This is a genomic window from Flavihumibacter fluminis (genome assembly GCF_021491375.1).
In the GTDB taxonomy this organism is placed as follows: Bacteria; Bacteroidota; Bacteroidia; order Chitinophagales; family Chitinophagaceae; genus Flavihumibacter; species Flavihumibacter fluminis.
Genome location: NZ_JAKEVY010000002.1, coordinates 497,949 through 512,366, shown reverse-complemented (window position 1 = coordinate 512,366; position 14,418 = coordinate 497,949). Strand labels below are relative to the sequence as shown.

The 14,418-nt window shown below is 42.0% G+C and carries 16 protein-coding genes; 1 reads left to right on the top strand and 15 read right to left on the bottom strand.

All coding sequences use genetic code 11. The features are described 5' to 3' along the window. Nucleotides 1–126: 126 nt before the first annotated feature. The 9 genes from arr to L0U88_RS08430 all read right to left on the bottom strand — a co-directional run bounded on the left by arr (nucleotide 127) and on the right by L0U88_RS08430 (nucleotide 7,970). Nucleotides 127–543, bottom strand: a complete 417-nt coding sequence (gene arr / locus L0U88_RS08470) for an NAD(+)--rifampin ADP-ribosyltransferase (RefSeq protein WP_353620641.1) — start codon at nucleotides 541–543, stop codon at nucleotides 127–129. Beyond that, complete coding sequence (locus L0U88_RS08465) at nucleotides 540–1,418, bottom strand: hypothetical protein (protein WP_234865516.1); 879 nt, start codon at nucleotides 1,416–1,418, stop codon at nucleotides 540–542. Before L0U88_RS08465 ends, arr begins: the two co-directional genes overlap by 4 nt. Nucleotides 1,419–1,489: 71 nt before the next feature. Further along, nucleotides 1,490–1,927, bottom strand: a complete 438-nt coding sequence (locus L0U88_RS08460; RefSeq protein WP_234865514.1) for a VOC family protein — start codon at nucleotides 1,925–1,927, stop codon at nucleotides 1,490–1,492. Between the two features lie 57 nt (nucleotides 1,928–1,984). After that, the gene (locus L0U88_RS08455) at nucleotides 1,985–2,284 is read right to left on the bottom strand and encodes a hypothetical protein (protein WP_234865512.1); all 300 of its coding nucleotides are present in this window, start codon (nucleotides 2,282–2,284) and stop codon (nucleotides 1,985–1,987) included. A gap of 17 nt (nucleotides 2,285–2,301) precedes the next feature. Then, a complete protein-coding gene (locus L0U88_RS08450) occupies nucleotides 2,302–3,057 on the bottom strand; it encodes a CHAD domain-containing protein (protein ID WP_234865511.1) in 756 nt (251 codons plus the stop codon). Further along, a complete protein-coding gene (ku, locus tag L0U88_RS08445; RefSeq protein ID WP_234865509.1) occupies nucleotides 3,054–3,821 on the bottom strand; it encodes a non-homologous end joining protein Ku in 768 nt (255 codons plus the stop codon). The genes L0U88_RS08450 and ku overlap by 4 nt, the downstream gene beginning before the upstream one ends. A gap of 24 nt (nucleotides 3,822–3,845) precedes the next feature. Beyond that, the gene (gene ligD, locus L0U88_RS08440; RefSeq protein WP_234865508.1) at nucleotides 3,846–6,215 is read right to left on the bottom strand and encodes a DNA ligase D; all 2,370 of its coding nucleotides are present in this window, start codon (nucleotides 6,213–6,215) and stop codon (nucleotides 3,846–3,848) included. Nucleotides 6,216–6,226: 11 nt separating this feature from the next. After that, on the bottom strand, nucleotides 6,227–7,462 hold the full coding sequence (locus tag L0U88_RS08435; protein ID WP_234865507.1) for a PQQ-dependent sugar dehydrogenase: 1,236 nt from the start codon (nucleotides 7,460–7,462) through the stop codon (nucleotides 6,227–6,229). 70 nt (nucleotides 7,463–7,532) lie between these two features. Further along, the gene (locus L0U88_RS08430) at nucleotides 7,533–7,970 is read right to left on the bottom strand and encodes a hypothetical protein (RefSeq protein ID WP_234865505.1); all 438 of its coding nucleotides are present in this window, start codon (nucleotides 7,968–7,970) and stop codon (nucleotides 7,533–7,535) included. A gap of 120 nt (nucleotides 7,971–8,090) precedes the next feature. On the opposite strand from L0U88_RS08430, the gene L0U88_RS08425 reads away from it, so the two are divergent. Next, complete coding sequence (locus L0U88_RS08425; protein WP_234865503.1) at nucleotides 8,091–9,488, top strand: alpha/beta hydrolase family protein; 1,398 nt, start codon at nucleotides 8,091–8,093, stop codon at nucleotides 9,486–9,488. Here L0U88_RS08425 and L0U88_RS08420 read toward each other — a convergent pair. The 6 genes from L0U88_RS08420 to L0U88_RS08395 form a co-directional block, all read right to left on the bottom strand. Further along, nucleotides 9,472–10,029: a sugar O-acetyltransferase gene (locus L0U88_RS08420; protein ID WP_234865501.1), complete on the bottom strand. Its 558-nt coding sequence runs from the start codon at nucleotides 10,027–10,029 to the stop codon at nucleotides 9,472–9,474. The two genes, L0U88_RS08425 and L0U88_RS08420, sit on opposite strands and share 17 nt — an antisense overlap. Before the next feature lie 6 nt (nucleotides 10,030–10,035). Then, the gene (locus tag L0U88_RS08415; protein ID WP_234865499.1) at nucleotides 10,036–10,803 is read right to left on the bottom strand and encodes a LytR/AlgR family response regulator transcription factor; all 768 of its coding nucleotides are present in this window, start codon (nucleotides 10,801–10,803) and stop codon (nucleotides 10,036–10,038) included. After that, nucleotides 10,800–11,819 (bottom strand): sensor histidine kinase, encoded by a 1,020-nt coding sequence (locus L0U88_RS08410; RefSeq protein ID WP_234865497.1) that lies wholly within the window; start codon nucleotides 11,817–11,819, stop codon nucleotides 10,800–10,802. The genes L0U88_RS08415 and L0U88_RS08410 overlap by 4 nt, the downstream gene beginning before the upstream one ends. Next, nucleotides 11,819–12,562, bottom strand: a complete 744-nt coding sequence (locus L0U88_RS08405; RefSeq protein WP_234865496.1) for a hypothetical protein — start codon at nucleotides 12,560–12,562, stop codon at nucleotides 11,819–11,821. Before L0U88_RS08405 ends, L0U88_RS08410 begins: the two co-directional genes overlap by 1 nt. 120 nt (nucleotides 12,563–12,682) lie before the next feature. Further along, nucleotides 12,683–13,915 carry a hypothetical protein gene (locus L0U88_RS08400; RefSeq protein WP_234865494.1) on the bottom strand — a complete coding sequence of 411 codons (1,233 nt, stop codon included), beginning with the start codon at nucleotides 13,913–13,915 and terminating at the stop codon, nucleotides 12,683–12,685. Nucleotides 13,916–14,022: 107 nt separating this feature from the next. Beyond that, nucleotides 14,023–14,349, bottom strand: a complete 327-nt coding sequence (locus L0U88_RS08395) for a helix-turn-helix domain-containing protein (protein ID WP_234865492.1) — start codon at nucleotides 14,347–14,349, stop codon at nucleotides 14,023–14,025. Nucleotides 14,350–14,418 lie beyond the last annotated feature (69 nt).

The window sequence follows — 14,418 nt, the reverse complement described above, 5'->3', positions numbered from 1 at the left end:
GAAAAAATGACCTGCTAACGATTTGAAAAACACCTCGTAATTCCCAAATATCAATTTGATCAAGTACACTAATACTATGAACTCGATAAGAATAATGTAGTAAATCGGTTATATATTACTATGGTTTTATTCATTAAGAGAATTTATCCCTTGTTCTTTCAATTTTGCTAATCCCTCTTTCATGGCTTTTAACTGGTCAGGTGCATGTCCCTGCCATAGGGTAACTTCACCAACGACTTTAAAAGCATGCGCAGAACGATATGATTTAGTAGGATTACCCGGGAATTTTTTATCCGTCAAATCAGGATCATCCTCAATTGGACCGGTTGGTTCAACCAAATAAATTCTTTCGTTACCGTCACCTGCGGCCAGTTCAGCACCCCATATAGCAGCATCCAGGGTTGAAGTCAGAAATATGTATTTCGAATGCTGATTATTCCCATAATTCGAATTATATCCTACTTCAACCAATTCACCTATTTTCAAATCGGCTTTAGTACCATGGAAGTAGGTCTGCTGAAAAGGAGTTGGGGTTGAATTCACGACTTGTTTCTTTTATTTTTCTTTGTTCTTTTATCGGAATCCTTATTGATTTTCTCCATTACTTCCTTTGGAACCACAATAAGGGTATTTGATACACAGTTCCAGATATTCGTATACTTTTCGGAAACAACTATATGCTGTTCCCAGTCTGCAAATTTGGAATACAGCAATAAGGTACAAATATCAGTGGCGGTTATAAACTCTCCGGTTTCCGGTAAATGACTGTGCATAGCACCTATTGCTTTTTTCCCATCCTCCTGCTCACCGTAATAAACTGGAATAATATTCTTATGTAATTGTTTTTTCTCCAGTAACTTATTATCTGCATCGAATCTGAGCAGGTAATCATTACCAAATATGACGACTCCAGAATTTTTGGGACCTGTCAGAATATAAACCTTTTTTTCCAGCCCGGTAATCAAGGGAATCAGATTAAGACTTGTATTTTCATATACCTTAAAAAGGGTATCGGAGTTTACCTCGGCCAAAGCAAGTTTCCGGATAGCATATAAGTCCTGCTCCGTTTTTGAAAAATCACGTTCACTCATATCAACGATGGCAGTTTGCAAATTATAAGTACTATCGAATGAAATTGTACCTATAACTCTTGGCTTCTCCGTCCGGGAAAAGAATATACACTTTGACAGATCCTGATCCTGATAGGAGAAATACCCGCCAATGGCAGACCGGTCTTTGTATTTTTCCAAAAATAAATCCGTGCCATACCAGGATGCCATTTCAGACTTATACAGAAGTTTTCCCTCTGCTACAATTGGTTGAGCTGCTTCGGTCGGATCGTCCTGGCCAAGAACATGAACAGAAAGAATCGTGAAGATCAGGACCAGGGCCACCATCCTGTTTAGGCTTTTTATCATTCTTAAGAGGTTAGGTATCCAAAATAAAGAATGAAACCGGCTTATGCAATAGCAGCGAAAAATGGATGTAATCAAACCTCGCCTTTATAATTAGCATCAAAATCAACCATCCATTCAATACCATATTTATCCCTGAACATGCCAAAGTAGGAACCCCAGGGACTATCACCAATTGGAAATTCAATAGTACCGCCGGCTGAAAGACCATTAAACAATTTATCGGCTTCCTCTTTGGAGGCTGCGCTAATAGAAATCTTGGACCTGTTTTCGTTTTCATTTACCCGCCCCATACTTTCCGGAACATCATTACCCATTAAAATATTTTTGCCAATAGGTAAAGCAATATGCATGATTTTATTCGCTTCTTTTTCGGAAAAGGGAGCTTCGGGTACGGACAGGTCTTTGAAACGCATGACCCTGGCAAATTCGCCACCAAATACTGATTTGTAGAAGTTAAATGCCTCTTCAGCATTTCCGTTGAAATTAATGTAAGGATTGATAAGTGCCATTGTATTATTTTTAGTAAACCTACTCAGATAAAGGATGAAGAAGAAGGGGATGATGCGTCAATTGGCGGGCTTATTACGCCATTGCCTTACCAAATAAAACGCTCTTTCTACAACTAATCCATAAAATATACAATTAATAAATAACCCAACGAGAAACATCGGACCATCCATAAAGGCAAAAAAGAAAGTATGGGTTGGAAACCGAAAAACATAAAACAAGTTCGCCAGAAAAGAACCTACTACTCCGTCGCCCCCCATTCCTTCATCTCTTGCAGCTTCAGCCCATAGCGTTACAAAAGTTAAAAAGGCAATTATTGCTGAAGCAATAAAAAATATTCTGAAATTAAATCCTGACATTACAATCTTATTGTCATCTAATTTAACCTCATATCCGGATACTTACTCAATAATATACCAAATTGATTCGCCTCCAGCTGGTATAAAACCTCCATACAATTAAGCTGCTGATCTATTTTTTTGTGCTGGAGGAACTGAATCGCAGCCCAGGCATCATGCCAGGCACCCACCTCCTCCTGCAAATCCTGCAAAAGCTCAATTGGCAAATCCAGCTTATTTTTTATCTTATTGGGTAACACCGAGTATACAAATAGCAGGCTTTTAATTTTCATTCTAAAAGAATGCATACCGCTCCTGGTATGAGCATCAAAGTTTCTATCGGCTTTTCTTTTTTTCTTTGCCAGGTACTTTTCAATTTTATTAAATGCAGGCAGGGGAAATGAAAAATCAGTTTCCTTTCTAAATTTCTTCACCCCTTTACTATAACCAGGAATACCCTTTACCAATTTCTCCTGTAAAGCATATTGCACAAATTCCAATTCCTCTATCAGTGATTCCGGATGGCAATGATGCTTTTTTAACAGCAGCGCATTTAGCTGGAGTTCCCGAATCTTACCGGCTTTATTGAATAGTTTTTGCAACTTCTTTGTATCGTAATTGACATCGTAATTCACTTCCAGTAAGTCCAGGATTGCTTTCACCTTTTTTATAGCTACGCGTAAGAGGTGAAGGTGCTCAGGATCTCCATCCACCTTAAAATCTGCAAGCTGTTGCTCCACCGATTTCAAATGCGTTGAAATAAATGCAGCTGGTTTATCCTGCGTCTTTTTCACTTCTTTCGTTTTGGCTTTGCCAGGCTTTGCTGCAATTGTTCAATCAAATCACTGGCTGGTTTTTCTACCCTGGCCTTGGGTGCCGGCAGTTTTTTACCGGTTGCTTTGGTTCGGATCAGTTTTTTCAACTTCGTAGTATAACTATCCTTAAAGTCGGCTATATTGAATTTGCCGCTCATGCTTTTTATCAGGCTACCCGCCATCGTTAACTCATTCCGCTTGGGCGTAACCTTTTTAACTACAAAATCCGAGGGATCACGGATCTCATTTAAAAACCGAAGGGTATGGAGGATCAGTAACCCCTTTGCAGACCTCAATAATACCGGCTTCTCTTTATTTCGTAATACAAAACTACCCACACCTGCTTTTCCAGCTTTCTGCAGGGCAGTCTCCAGCAAACTGAAAGCCCGCTCCCCTCCTTTCGCAGGCGCCAGGTAATAGGCATTGTCGAAGAGAATCATATCCACTTCCGCCGGATTCACAAAGGCTTCCATGTTGATGGTTTTGGTTTTCTCCGGACTGGCAGCATCAAAATCCTCATCAGTTAACACCACGTATTTGCCATCCAGATCATATCCCTTTACAATATTCTCCCACAATACTTCTTTTCCTGTTTTTTCATTGACCCGTTTAAACTTAATCGGACTGTGATCTTTTTTATCCAGCATATCAAAATCCAAAGCGCGTTCATTAACAGCAGAAAACAATTTCACTGGAATGTTTACCAGTCCGAATGCAATACTGCCTGTCCAGATTGATCTCATAACATTTCGCTTTTATGAATGAATTTATAGTTGTTGGAGCCGTTTCAAGGCTGCCATCATATCAATTCCTTTTCCCAGTACCGGTTTGAAAAGATCACCCCGCTCATTCAACAAAGCAGGCACATTCCGCAAGTTGAAATCCTGCATCTTCAATCCCTGTTTTACTTCTTCCCAATGCAGCGGCATGGATACGGTTGCTCCTGGTTTAGGTCGTACGGAATAGGGAGCAGCCAGTGTGGCCTGCGAACGATTCTGTAAAAAATCAAGGTAGAGTTTCCCCTGCCTTTTACTAACTGTTCGCTCCATGGAGGTATACCTGCTTGTTTCCTGCTGCACCAGGGTAACCAATACCCTCGCAAATTCCCGCGATTGCTCATAGGTATATTTCTTCCCTAAGGGAATATATACATGCATACCGGTTGATCCGGATGTTTTTGGATATGCAGGTATATCAACACTTTCCAGCAAGTCATGAATCAAATTAGCAACATCAATGACCTGAGAGAAATCCGTTTTGCTACCAGGATCCAGATCCAGCAAACACCAATCCGGATAACCTGGTTTTTTAATCGTACTGCTCCAGGGATTGATTTCAATACAGCCAAAATTCACCAGGTACAAGAGACTGGCTTCATCCTTCACCACCAGGTAATTTTTATCTTTTCGGTCTCCTTCTGTACGATAAGGGAAAGTGGCTGCCCAATCTGGCACTTTTCCGGTAATATCTTTCTGGTAAAAACGTTTGCCCTTGTAACCATCGGGGAAGCGGTATAAAGACTGAGGACGATCTTTTATATAAGGTAATATATAGGGTGCGACCTGCGCATAATAATTGAGTAAATCGCGTTTGGTAAGCTTGTCTTCCGGCCAGAATAGTTTATCGAGATTGGTAAAGGTCAGTTCTTTTTGATTGACTTTTTTAATCACTGTTTTGAGGCTGCGATCGGGCAGTAACAAATCCGGCTCTTTTTCCAGGACCACTTCTGTAGCGGCTTTATCATCACGTATACCCTTAAACGAAGGATGCCGGAATATACCCTGCTCCGTTAGTTCAGTATAACTGATCTCACATAATAGAACCGGTTTCAACCAGGTGATTGGATCCCGTAATGAAGGCTTCTTAATTGATGCCTGCTTTACAACCAATGGCTTGAATTGTTTCATCAACTCCCTTTGTTGTTTATCTGTAAAACCCGTACCTACTTTCCCTGCATAGTGCAGTTGTCCATTTTTATACAAACCCAATAGGAGTGCACTGAATAATTTGGGTGATTCCTCCTTTTTCGTATAACCTATAATGATAGCTTCCTGCCGGTTCTGTGTTTTAATCTTTAACCAGTCGGGAGATCGTTTCCCCGACTGATAAGTACTACTCAATCGTTTAGCGATGATACCTTCCAATCCCATTTCACGCGCACTGTCCAGCAATTCGGTACCCCGCCCTTGAATAGTAAATCCCATCCGGATGGTTGGATGATCAGAAGGAAGCATCTCCTTCAGTAACTGCATCCGTTCAGACAAAGGCAATCCTCTCAGATCTTTTCCATTGTACCAGATCAGATCAAAGACATAGTAGATCAAGTCCCCATCCGCTTCCGTTTTCCAGTGTTGCAATTGTTGAAAGCGGGCGATTCCTTTATCGTCTGTTACAACCAACTCTCCATCCAGAACAGCATTGCTTCCTACTTCCTGTAAAGCTTCCGCAATGGGGTGAAATTTTTTTGTGTAGGAACGACCATTTCTTGAAATCAAATCAACTTTGTGATCATTTACATAAGCCAGGACCCGATACCCATCCCATTTGATCTCAAATTGCCAGTCGTCGTCATTGAAAGGAGCAGCGTGAAGGGTTGCCAACATAGGAGAAAAAGGATCAGGAAGTTTTGCCGTAGTGGGGGATTCATCCTTATGTTTAATTAATAACCAGGAATTATCCTCCATACCCTTTGTTTTCACCAGGGCAAATTCTCCCTTTAGCTTTTTTCCGTGAAGCTGAATTTTTAGTGATCCATCTTTGAGTTGCTTTAATAATAGTTTTTCCTGCGCAGCTTTACCTTTAACCGTGTCAATAGGTGTATAAGTACCACTATCCCAGATTTTTACTTTGCCTGCACCATAATTGCCTTTAGGAATGACACCTTCAAAATCCTTGTAATCATAGGGATGATCTTCCGTTATAATCGCCAGCCTCTTATCAGCCGGATTCATAGAGGGCCCCTTCGGCACTGCCCAACTTTTGAGTACGCCTTCCATCTCCAGCCGGAAATCAAAATGGTGCTGGGACGCATGATGTTCCTGCACCACAAAAATTAATTGTTTGGGGTTGGTTTTACCCGATTGAGGTTCGGGACTTTTTCTAAAATCGCGCTTTTTTAGATAGGTTGTTAATCCCATTGCGCAAGGTTTTAGCTATCGGTTGAGATTCTCCAAATGGTATCGCTGGTATCGTCTGTTAACAGCAGTGAACCATCTTGCAGCACAATAATCCCGGTGGGCCTGCCCCTTACTTCATCCTTTTCAGGATCCACAATAAATCCTGTAAGAAATTTCTCGGGCTGGCCGGAAGGCTTTCCATTTCTAAAAGGTACGAATACTACTGCATACCCCGAAAGTTTAGACCGGTTCCAGGAGCCATGCTGCGCAATAAAAGCCCCGCCGCGATACTTTTCCGGGAATTTGTTATGTGTATAATATGCGAGTCCCAGGGAGGCCGTATGCGGGCCCAGAGAGATATCCGGAATAATTGCTTTTTTCACCAACTCACTGTCCATTTCATCTTCCTTTATACGCGGTTCCGGATGCTGGCCAAAATAACTGTAGGGCCAGCCATAAAATCCGCCTTCCTTAACAGCAGTAAAATAGTCGGGCACCAGGTTATCTCCCAGGCCATCGCGCTCATTCACGGTGACCCATAGGGTCTGCGACTGAGGCTCCCAATCCATACCCACTGGGTTGCGCAATCCGGATGCATAGACTTTAAGCCCAGTTCCATCGGGATTAATTTCCCAGATACGGGCTTTGTCTTTTTCTTCCTCCAATCCCTTTTCACCTACATTGGAGCCGGAGCCAATGGCGATATAGATTTTAGTTCCTTCTTTATTGGTGATGATATTCCGGGTCCAGTGCCGGTTGTGTTTGCCTGCCGGTAGATCAAGGATCTTTTTACCAGGTTGGGTAATCATCAACTGGCCTTCGGTATAAGGATAGATCCACAATCCATCTGTATTCGCAACATAGAAATTTCCCTTTAGCAGCAGCATACCAAAAGGCAAATGGAGGTTATCCAAAAATATAGTACGCTGATCAGGAAAGCCATCCTGATTGGTATCCCGCAATAGGGTAATCCTATCGGCACTTTTGCGCATATCATTGGATTTATTGGCACCAACAATAGCCGCACCAATTTTTTCCAGAAAACCATGCGGGGTATTGGATTCGGCCACCAATACATCTCCATTAGGAAGCTGATACAGCCAGCGCGGATTCTGAAAAGCATCCGCATACCGGCTTACCTTAAAACCAGCTGGCGCGATGGGTGTATTATTTTCCTGCCACCCGATTACATTGCTGAAATTCATTGCCGATCGGGTGGCATAAGGAGGAGGAAGGGTATCCTGCGCAACTACAGTTGCAGAGAGCAAGACGCTAAAAAGCAATACTAACTTAGGGGCATACACTGGCATACCCGGATTCATAAAAAATCATGCCCGATCAGAGCCCAATTTTCTTTAGGTGACGTACCTGATCAGAAGGCAAGGTTACAAAGTTGGCTGTTTGTGATAGCTGCCCGTTGTTGTTATAGCGAATAGAATGAGCGACTTGTAATCTTTCCTTGTTTATGCGTAGCGGAATTGATTTTTCAATAGTGATGGACTGTTCCAAATCTGGAAAGTCCACCAGGTTCCTGGTAATCAGGGTATCCCATTTCTTTATAAACGCACCTGTTTGAATATCAATTACACCGGCGGTGAGTGTTAAGGAAGCTTCTACCTGTTGATACTCAGGAGTTGAATAATCTTTTGCAGCATAAATGGAAAATTCAATTTGCGTTTCCACTGGTTCTTCCCTACTGGCAGCCACTTCAACTTCTCTTGAGCAGCCAACTATCCCTACAGCCAACAACGAAACAACAATCACCATTTTATACATAAATAAGATTTTCTGACGAAGTTGCCCTCTAAACACAGGAACAAAAACTCAAATTATAAGACAGGCATTTTATATGGATGAGAGGCGAGGACCTAGTAATGTATAACCTAAATTTGTCAAATGAAAAGTAATCTTTTAACAATAGCTCTTTTACTGGCTGGTTTTATTGTTCAGGCACAGGACATACAGGGGAAATGGGCTGGCATTTTAGATGTTGGTGCTGGCAAATTAAAAGTGGTGTTTAACATTAGTAAATCAGCAACCGGCTATACAAGTACCATGGATAGTCCGGATCAAGGTGTCAAAGGCATACCCGTTACAAGTACCATTTTCGAAAACTCCCTGCTTAAAATTTCCATTACCAATGCGGGCATTGAATATAGCGGTGAATTGAAAGGAAATGAAATAACAGGAGAGTTTAAGCAGGCCGGAAGGACTTTCCCCTTAATACTTAAGCAGGACAGTGGGGAAGCAAAACGAAATACACGTCCGCAGGAACCAATTCCTCCATTCCCCTATCATACAGAAGAGGTAGTATTTGAAAACAAAAAAGCAGGCATACAACTTGCGGGAACACTTAGCCTTCCCAATAAAGAGGGAAGTTTTCCAGCAGTAATTCTGATCAGTGGCAGTGGTCCACAAAACCGGGATGAAGAAATACTTGGACATAAGCCCTTCCTCGTACTGGCGGATTATCTTACCAAAAAAGGAATTGCTGTTTTGCGATATGACGATCGCGGGGTTGGCGCCTCAACCGGCGATTTTAAAACTGCTACCACTTTTGATTTTGCAGATGATGCAGAAGCTGCTCTAGCCTATCTGCAAACCAGAAAGGAAATCAATCAAAAAAAACTGGGACTATTAGGACATAGTGAAGGTGGAATTGTTGCCCCCTTAGTGGCATCACGCTCCAAACAGGTGGACTTTGTAATCATGCTGGCAGGCACAGCCTTACGCGGAGATCGCCTCCTGCTATTGCAGCAGGAATTAATTGCTAAGTCAATGGGAGTTCCTGAAACAGAAATCGCTAAATCAAGGGAAGTGAACAGCAATATATTTGCTATCCTGCTAGAAAATGAAAAGGAGGAATTGGCAAAGGAAAAAGCCAGAGCTTATTTAAAGGATTTCATGAGTAAGAACCCGCCTTCACAAAAACCGGCAGGTATGAATGAGGAAACCTTAATCAACACACAATTGGCACAGGTATTTAATCCATGGATGCTGAACTTTTTGAAATACGATCCGGCTCCAGCCTTATCGAAGGTTAAATGCCCGGTACTGGCACTCAATGGCGACAAAGATTTACAGGTACCTGCTGATGCCAACTTATCTGTAATTGAGCAACAATTGAAGGCTGCAGGAAACAAAAAAGTGAGCATAAAAAAGTATCCGGGATTAAATCACCTGTTCCAGGAAGCAAAAACAGGCTCTCCTTCCGAATATGGAAGCATTGAACAAACTATTTCACCCGTGGTATTGCAGGATATAGCAGAATGGATACTTAGCCGATCGTTCTAATGGTTCTGCAGGGATTACCGGCGGCGATGGTGTCTGAAGGAATATCTTTTGTAACCACGCTGCCGGCTCCAATAATGCTGCGGTCGCCAATTGTAACACCCGGACAAATCACCACGTTCCCACCTATCCATACATCATCTCCAATGGTAATGGGTTTGCCATATTCCAGTCCTGAGCTTCTTTCTATGTGGTTCAGCGGATGCGTGGCCGCATAGAGTTGAACATTCGGTCCAAACATCGTTCTGTTGCCAATTCGTACAGGAGCAACATCCAGGACTACACAATTAAAATTGAAAAAGACCCGTTCGCCGATCTGAATATTGTAGCCATAATCACAATAAAATGGAGGCTGCAACCAGAGACCGGAAGACGCATTTGGAAACAGCGATGCAAGGATTCGATTTCTAGCTTCGGGATCATCTTCACGGCTTTCATTCAGCGCTTTCAGAAGCAGTCGTGCCTGGATACGATCTTCCACCAATTGTGGATCAAGAGGATCATAAAGCTCACCGGCGATCATTTTTTCTTTTTCGGATTTCATAGCATTTTATTGATCCAGCCATTCCCTGAAGGATGCTGTTGTAGCCTGGCTGGTTTTATAATAGTCGGGATACCCCTTCAGTTTTACTGCAAGAATGTTTTTGGAGAAACGTTCCACTTTTTCAATAAAGTTCTTATTAATCAACTCACTCCGGTTTAATCGATAAAAATCAGCCGGATTCAATTGTGCTTCCACTTCTCTGAGGGTTGGATAGTTCAGGATATGCTTTTTGCCTTCTTTGTCAAAAGCCAGCACGAGTCCATCCTTTGCCTCAAATAAAACAATCGCATCTACCTCCAGCAGATAGATGCGCTGATTATTTTGTACAGCGAAACGTTTTTTAAACTTCTTTTCGGAGAGATTCTGTTCTATTAATCTGGAGAGATTGGCAAGTTGTATGTCCTTCTCCTTTTCTGATTTGCGGAGCAGTAAAAACTTATTCCAGGCTTTAAGAAACCTGTCTTTTGAAAAGGGTTTAAGGAGATAATCAATCCCATTGGTTTCAAATGCGTTCATCCAGTACTGATCATAGGCTGTCGTAAAAATAATCGGACAGCCAACTGAAACCTGCTTATAGATATCAAAGGCAGTGCCATCATGCAGCTGGATATCCGAAATCAGCAAATCGACCGTGGTTGATTGAAGGAACTCAATTGCTTCAGCAATGCTGCCCAACTCACCCAATACCTCCGTAGGTTCCTCCAATTCTGCAATGAAACGCTTCAGTTTCTGGATAGCAGGGAGTTCATCTTCTATGATGGCAATTCGGATCATGGAGCGCTTTGAATTTTGGGAACCCGTACCAAAAATAGTAATTCCGTTTCCTCAATTTCTATTGCTTGTTTCGTTAGCAGCTGGTACTGCTCTCGCAGGTTTTTCAATGCTTTGCCGGATGTGCCCATCTCCATTCGTTTTGGTTTGCGATTATTTGACACAACAATATCCTCACTGATAGAAATATTGATACGAACCGGATCCGCTGCAGTTCCCAGATTGTGTTTTACAGCATTCTCAATCAGCAGTTGTAATGTCAGGGGAACAATACAACCTTCGGGATCAGGTGCATCAATTATTAACTGGTAGGATTTCCCGTATTTATGATCAATCAGGTTATAGTATTGCTCAGCAAATCGCAGCTCCTCTGCTATCGGGACGATCTTTTGATTATCTGCCTGCAGCACATACCGGTAAATATCAGCAAATTCATTCAGAAATTCAGAGGCCCTTTCTTTGTCTTCGTAAATCAGCTGGTCCAGCACATTTAGATTATTGAATAAAAAATGTGGGTTTAACTGAGCCTTGAGCTGAGTCATCCTGCTATCGTATAAGGCCTTGTTGTAATCGGCCAGTTCGGCGGACTGCCTTCTGTATTTTTTATAATAGGTGTAGGCAAGAAAAAAACTCCCATAAATAAAACCATCCAACAGGTAGGTGAAGCTAGACAGGATAAAAGTTTCCTGGTTAAAGTTTCTTTCAACATTACCAAACAGAATAGCTATCAATAAACCGATAAGCTGAAGTATTGCGAGGTAAGTAATCAGGGAGAATGCTGCCAGTTTCACCCAATCAACCATCCTGACAACATCCCCTTTTAAAAAGAGGCCGGTAAAATACCGCATTACGGCAAATAGGATCAGGGCATCGAAAAGGGTTGAAACAGCACCCTCTGGAGTGAAAATATACCAACTCAACTCATTCCTGACGAGTATCCTTGTGTAAATTGATTGCGCATAAGCAAACAGCACAATAAACAGCAGGAAGAAGCGGTTGGTATAGATTCGTCGGAGCATTATTTCATTTCAGGGAATGAAGCAATAATATTCCCTTTTTCGTCAAAAAAGTCAAGTTTGGCGTTGTTTTGTTTGTCCACGTAGAACATTGCCTTTGGCATACCCTTGTTATCAAAGAGGAAGAGTCCATTGCTTTCGCTACCTGATTTTCCCAGCATCATGCGGGGAACATCACCCACCAATCCGGCTTCCCTATATTGATTGTATTTTTCCTGGCTGGCTTTGGGATCTTTTTTGCGAAGTTCCTCCAGTTCCTTCATGATTTCAGCTGTTTTCAGCTGGCTTTCCTTAGAGGGGCGATCACTAAACCGCAAACTGCTACCCACAAAGCGCCGGTCGCCCTCTTTGTAATCCTCCGTAATAAGCTGGAATACCTGGTCGCCATCATATTGATCGTAGGTCAGGGAAAGGCCGGCGCTGTGGCCATTGGCTGTTTTCTTACCATCATAAATAAAGCCACCGCATTCAATTCCTTCTTCATTAAAAAACAGCATGCCTGAACGTTTTTTGCGGTCGGCATTCGTGGGACGGTTATTAATCTGCGTAGTACCATTTGGAAATCGATCGACATTGGTGATAATCATTTTAACGGTACCATCCTTTTCCACAATGTTGATACGTTCCACATCAATTTCACCGAATTTCTGGTTGCCGAATTTTTTGAAGGCTGTGGTACTGATGAAAAGCAATCCTGCCACAGTAGCCACTGCAAAAGCGCGAAGAAAAATTAATTCCCGGTTCATAGTTAACTCTTTAGTTGTAAACAATTAGGAGTTAAAACTAGGATGCAGAGCATGGAGGTCCATGTCAAAAACAATGAACAGGGGAATAAGCCCGATTAATCAGGGAATTTGAGGAATAAACTATGGATTTATAATCGTGTTATAGAGTTCTTCTTCCTTATCAATACAGGCAACTGCCTGGATAATGGCAGCCGGGTTTTTCACCGTAAATGGATTCTTAGAAATATAATTGCGCATACGACAACCAAATAGTGAGATGGTTAGTTTATCCGTTCCACGCACCTGCATAAAATCAAAGGATTCTCCGGTATTGGTCAGCGCACCATTATCGCCACTAAATGCTTCTACATTGGTAAACGAGGTATGCCCCTGCCCTTCTACAATGATAGGATGAATGTTTTCCACTACTGTTCCGGCGTTGGCGATGATTGACCCCTGTGCGATTTGCCAGTTTCTGTTCTTGGTGTTATTACCTGCTTTGTGAATACCAACCGTTACACAATCGAGGTTGAAATTAGTGAGCTGTCCATAACTTTCATCACCGAGATAGATCCCACCCCAGGTAGCAAAGGTAAACAGGTCGATCAGTTGGGCATTGTCTGTATTATTGATACTGTATGCAAATGTTTTGTTCTGAATCACTGCATCCACAATGGCTTTGGAAAACCCAAGTCCCATTTGCCTCATATTGGAAGGATTAACATGGCAGTGCAGGAATCTGGGAATATCATAACAGAAGTTAATACGAATAAATTCACCGCTTAAAGGGTAGCCATAACATTGTTCGATCAGAATTAATTCACAGGGAAATTCTTCAACCGCATTAAAATCCATTGCGATGTATTCACCATAGAACGTAAGATTCGTAAGGGTAACACCTTCTGTACGACTGGTTTTGCTAACCTGTATAGTGGGCGGATATTTGATAATTTTTGCCGGATCCTTTAATTCCTGGTGGGCATACCAGAACTGGATGCCTTTGATCTGAGTGGCTGATTGAACAATAAATAAAGGTTTCTCTGCGTCTTCAATTTTAAAAACAGAGCCTACCGGTGCTTTTTTAGTTGGATGTGAAGTAGCACGAGGTACGGGTCCGTGTACACCGATAATAGAAACATTGTTCTTAAGGATCAGTCCGCTTGCCAGTGCATACGGTTCATCTGAAGGTTCTACCCAGAGGGCAGCACCATATTTACTGGCCCAGTCGATTGCTTTTTGCAGGTTGCGGGTATTGGTTTTTCCATCATTCTTAGGTGATACATTAAAGTCTCTGATATTCTTTCCCGGATTTGCAATAGAGGGATTAACCCAACTCATAAGCAGGGCAACTGCAACAAGCAATGTTTTGAACATAAAAAAAATTAAGATCTGTGAATTAAAACAACTCACAATATCGAAGTAATACAAAAACGAAAACCGTAAATAACAATACAAATTGCGCGGGCAGGTGGTAATTCTTGTTATCTGCCAGCTGCCAGCCACTCTTTTAGCTCCAAAAACTTGGCGTCTATCAGCTCTTCAATCTTTTGCAGGAGGAATGCATTGTCGATTGTTTCGGGCGATTTATCAAGTACATGTGCGTTATCGATATATACAGAGTCAGACAGGAGGTCGTCCATCTGGCAATTTAGAATAGCCGCAATCTTTTTTGCAGTATCTACCCGAAGCGCCGTTTGTTTATTCTCTATCCGGCTATAAGCACTTTGGCTCAGGTGCAGCCTGTTGGCCATTTCCAATTGGGTAATTCCTAAAAGTTCTCGTTTGCTTCTGATGATCGAACCAGGCATGAAAGAAAGATTGATATGTGAAAAATGCAATACAATATGCAGGCTTTGCAATAACTGGACTGCATAATG

Coding starts and splice junctions, on each gene's coding strand:
- L0U88_RS08465 (WP_234865516.1), bottom strand. CDS start 1,418: ATGATAAAAAGCCTAAACAGGATGGTGGCCCTGGTCCTGATCTTCACG.
- L0U88_RS08460 (WP_234865514.1), bottom strand. CDS start 1,927: ATGGCACTTATCAATCCTTACATTAATTTCAACGGAAATGCTGAAGAG.
- L0U88_RS08455 (WP_234865512.1), bottom strand. CDS start 2,284: ATGTCAGGATTTAATTTCAGAATATTTTTTATTGCTTCAGCAATAATT.
- ku (WP_234865509.1), bottom strand. CDS start 3,821: ATGAGATCAATCTGGACAGGCAGTATTGCATTCGGACTGGTAAACATT.
- ligD (WP_234865508.1), bottom strand. CDS start 6,215: ATGGGATTAACAACCTATCTAAAAAAGCGCGATTTTAGAAAAAGTCCC.
- L0U88_RS08430 (WP_234865505.1), bottom strand. CDS start 7,970: ATGTATAAAATGGTGATTGTTGTTTCGTTGTTGGCTGTAGGGATAGTT.
- L0U88_RS08425 (WP_234865503.1), top strand. CDS start 8,091: ATGAAAAGTAATCTTTTAACAATAGCTCTTTTACTGGCTGGTTTTATT.
- L0U88_RS08420 (WP_234865501.1), bottom strand. CDS start 10,029: ATGAAATCCGAAAAAGAAAAAATGATCGCCGGTGAGCTTTATGATCCT.
- L0U88_RS08415 (WP_234865499.1), bottom strand. CDS start 10,803: ATGATCCGAATTGCCATCATAGAAGATGAACTCCCTGCTATCCAGAAA.
- L0U88_RS08410 (WP_234865497.1), bottom strand. CDS start 11,819: ATGCTCCGACGAATCTATACCAACCGCTTCTTCCTGCTGTTTATTGTG.
- L0U88_RS08405 (WP_234865496.1), bottom strand. CDS start 12,562: ATGAACCGGGAATTAATTTTTCTTCGCGCTTTTGCAGTGGCTACTGTG.
- L0U88_RS08400 (WP_234865494.1), bottom strand. CDS start 13,915: ATGTTCAAAACATTGCTTGTTGCAGTTGCCCTGCTTATGAGTTGGGTT.
- L0U88_RS08395 (WP_234865492.1), bottom strand. CDS start 14,349: ATGCCTGGTTCGATCATCAGAAGCAAACGAGAACTTTTAGGAATTACC.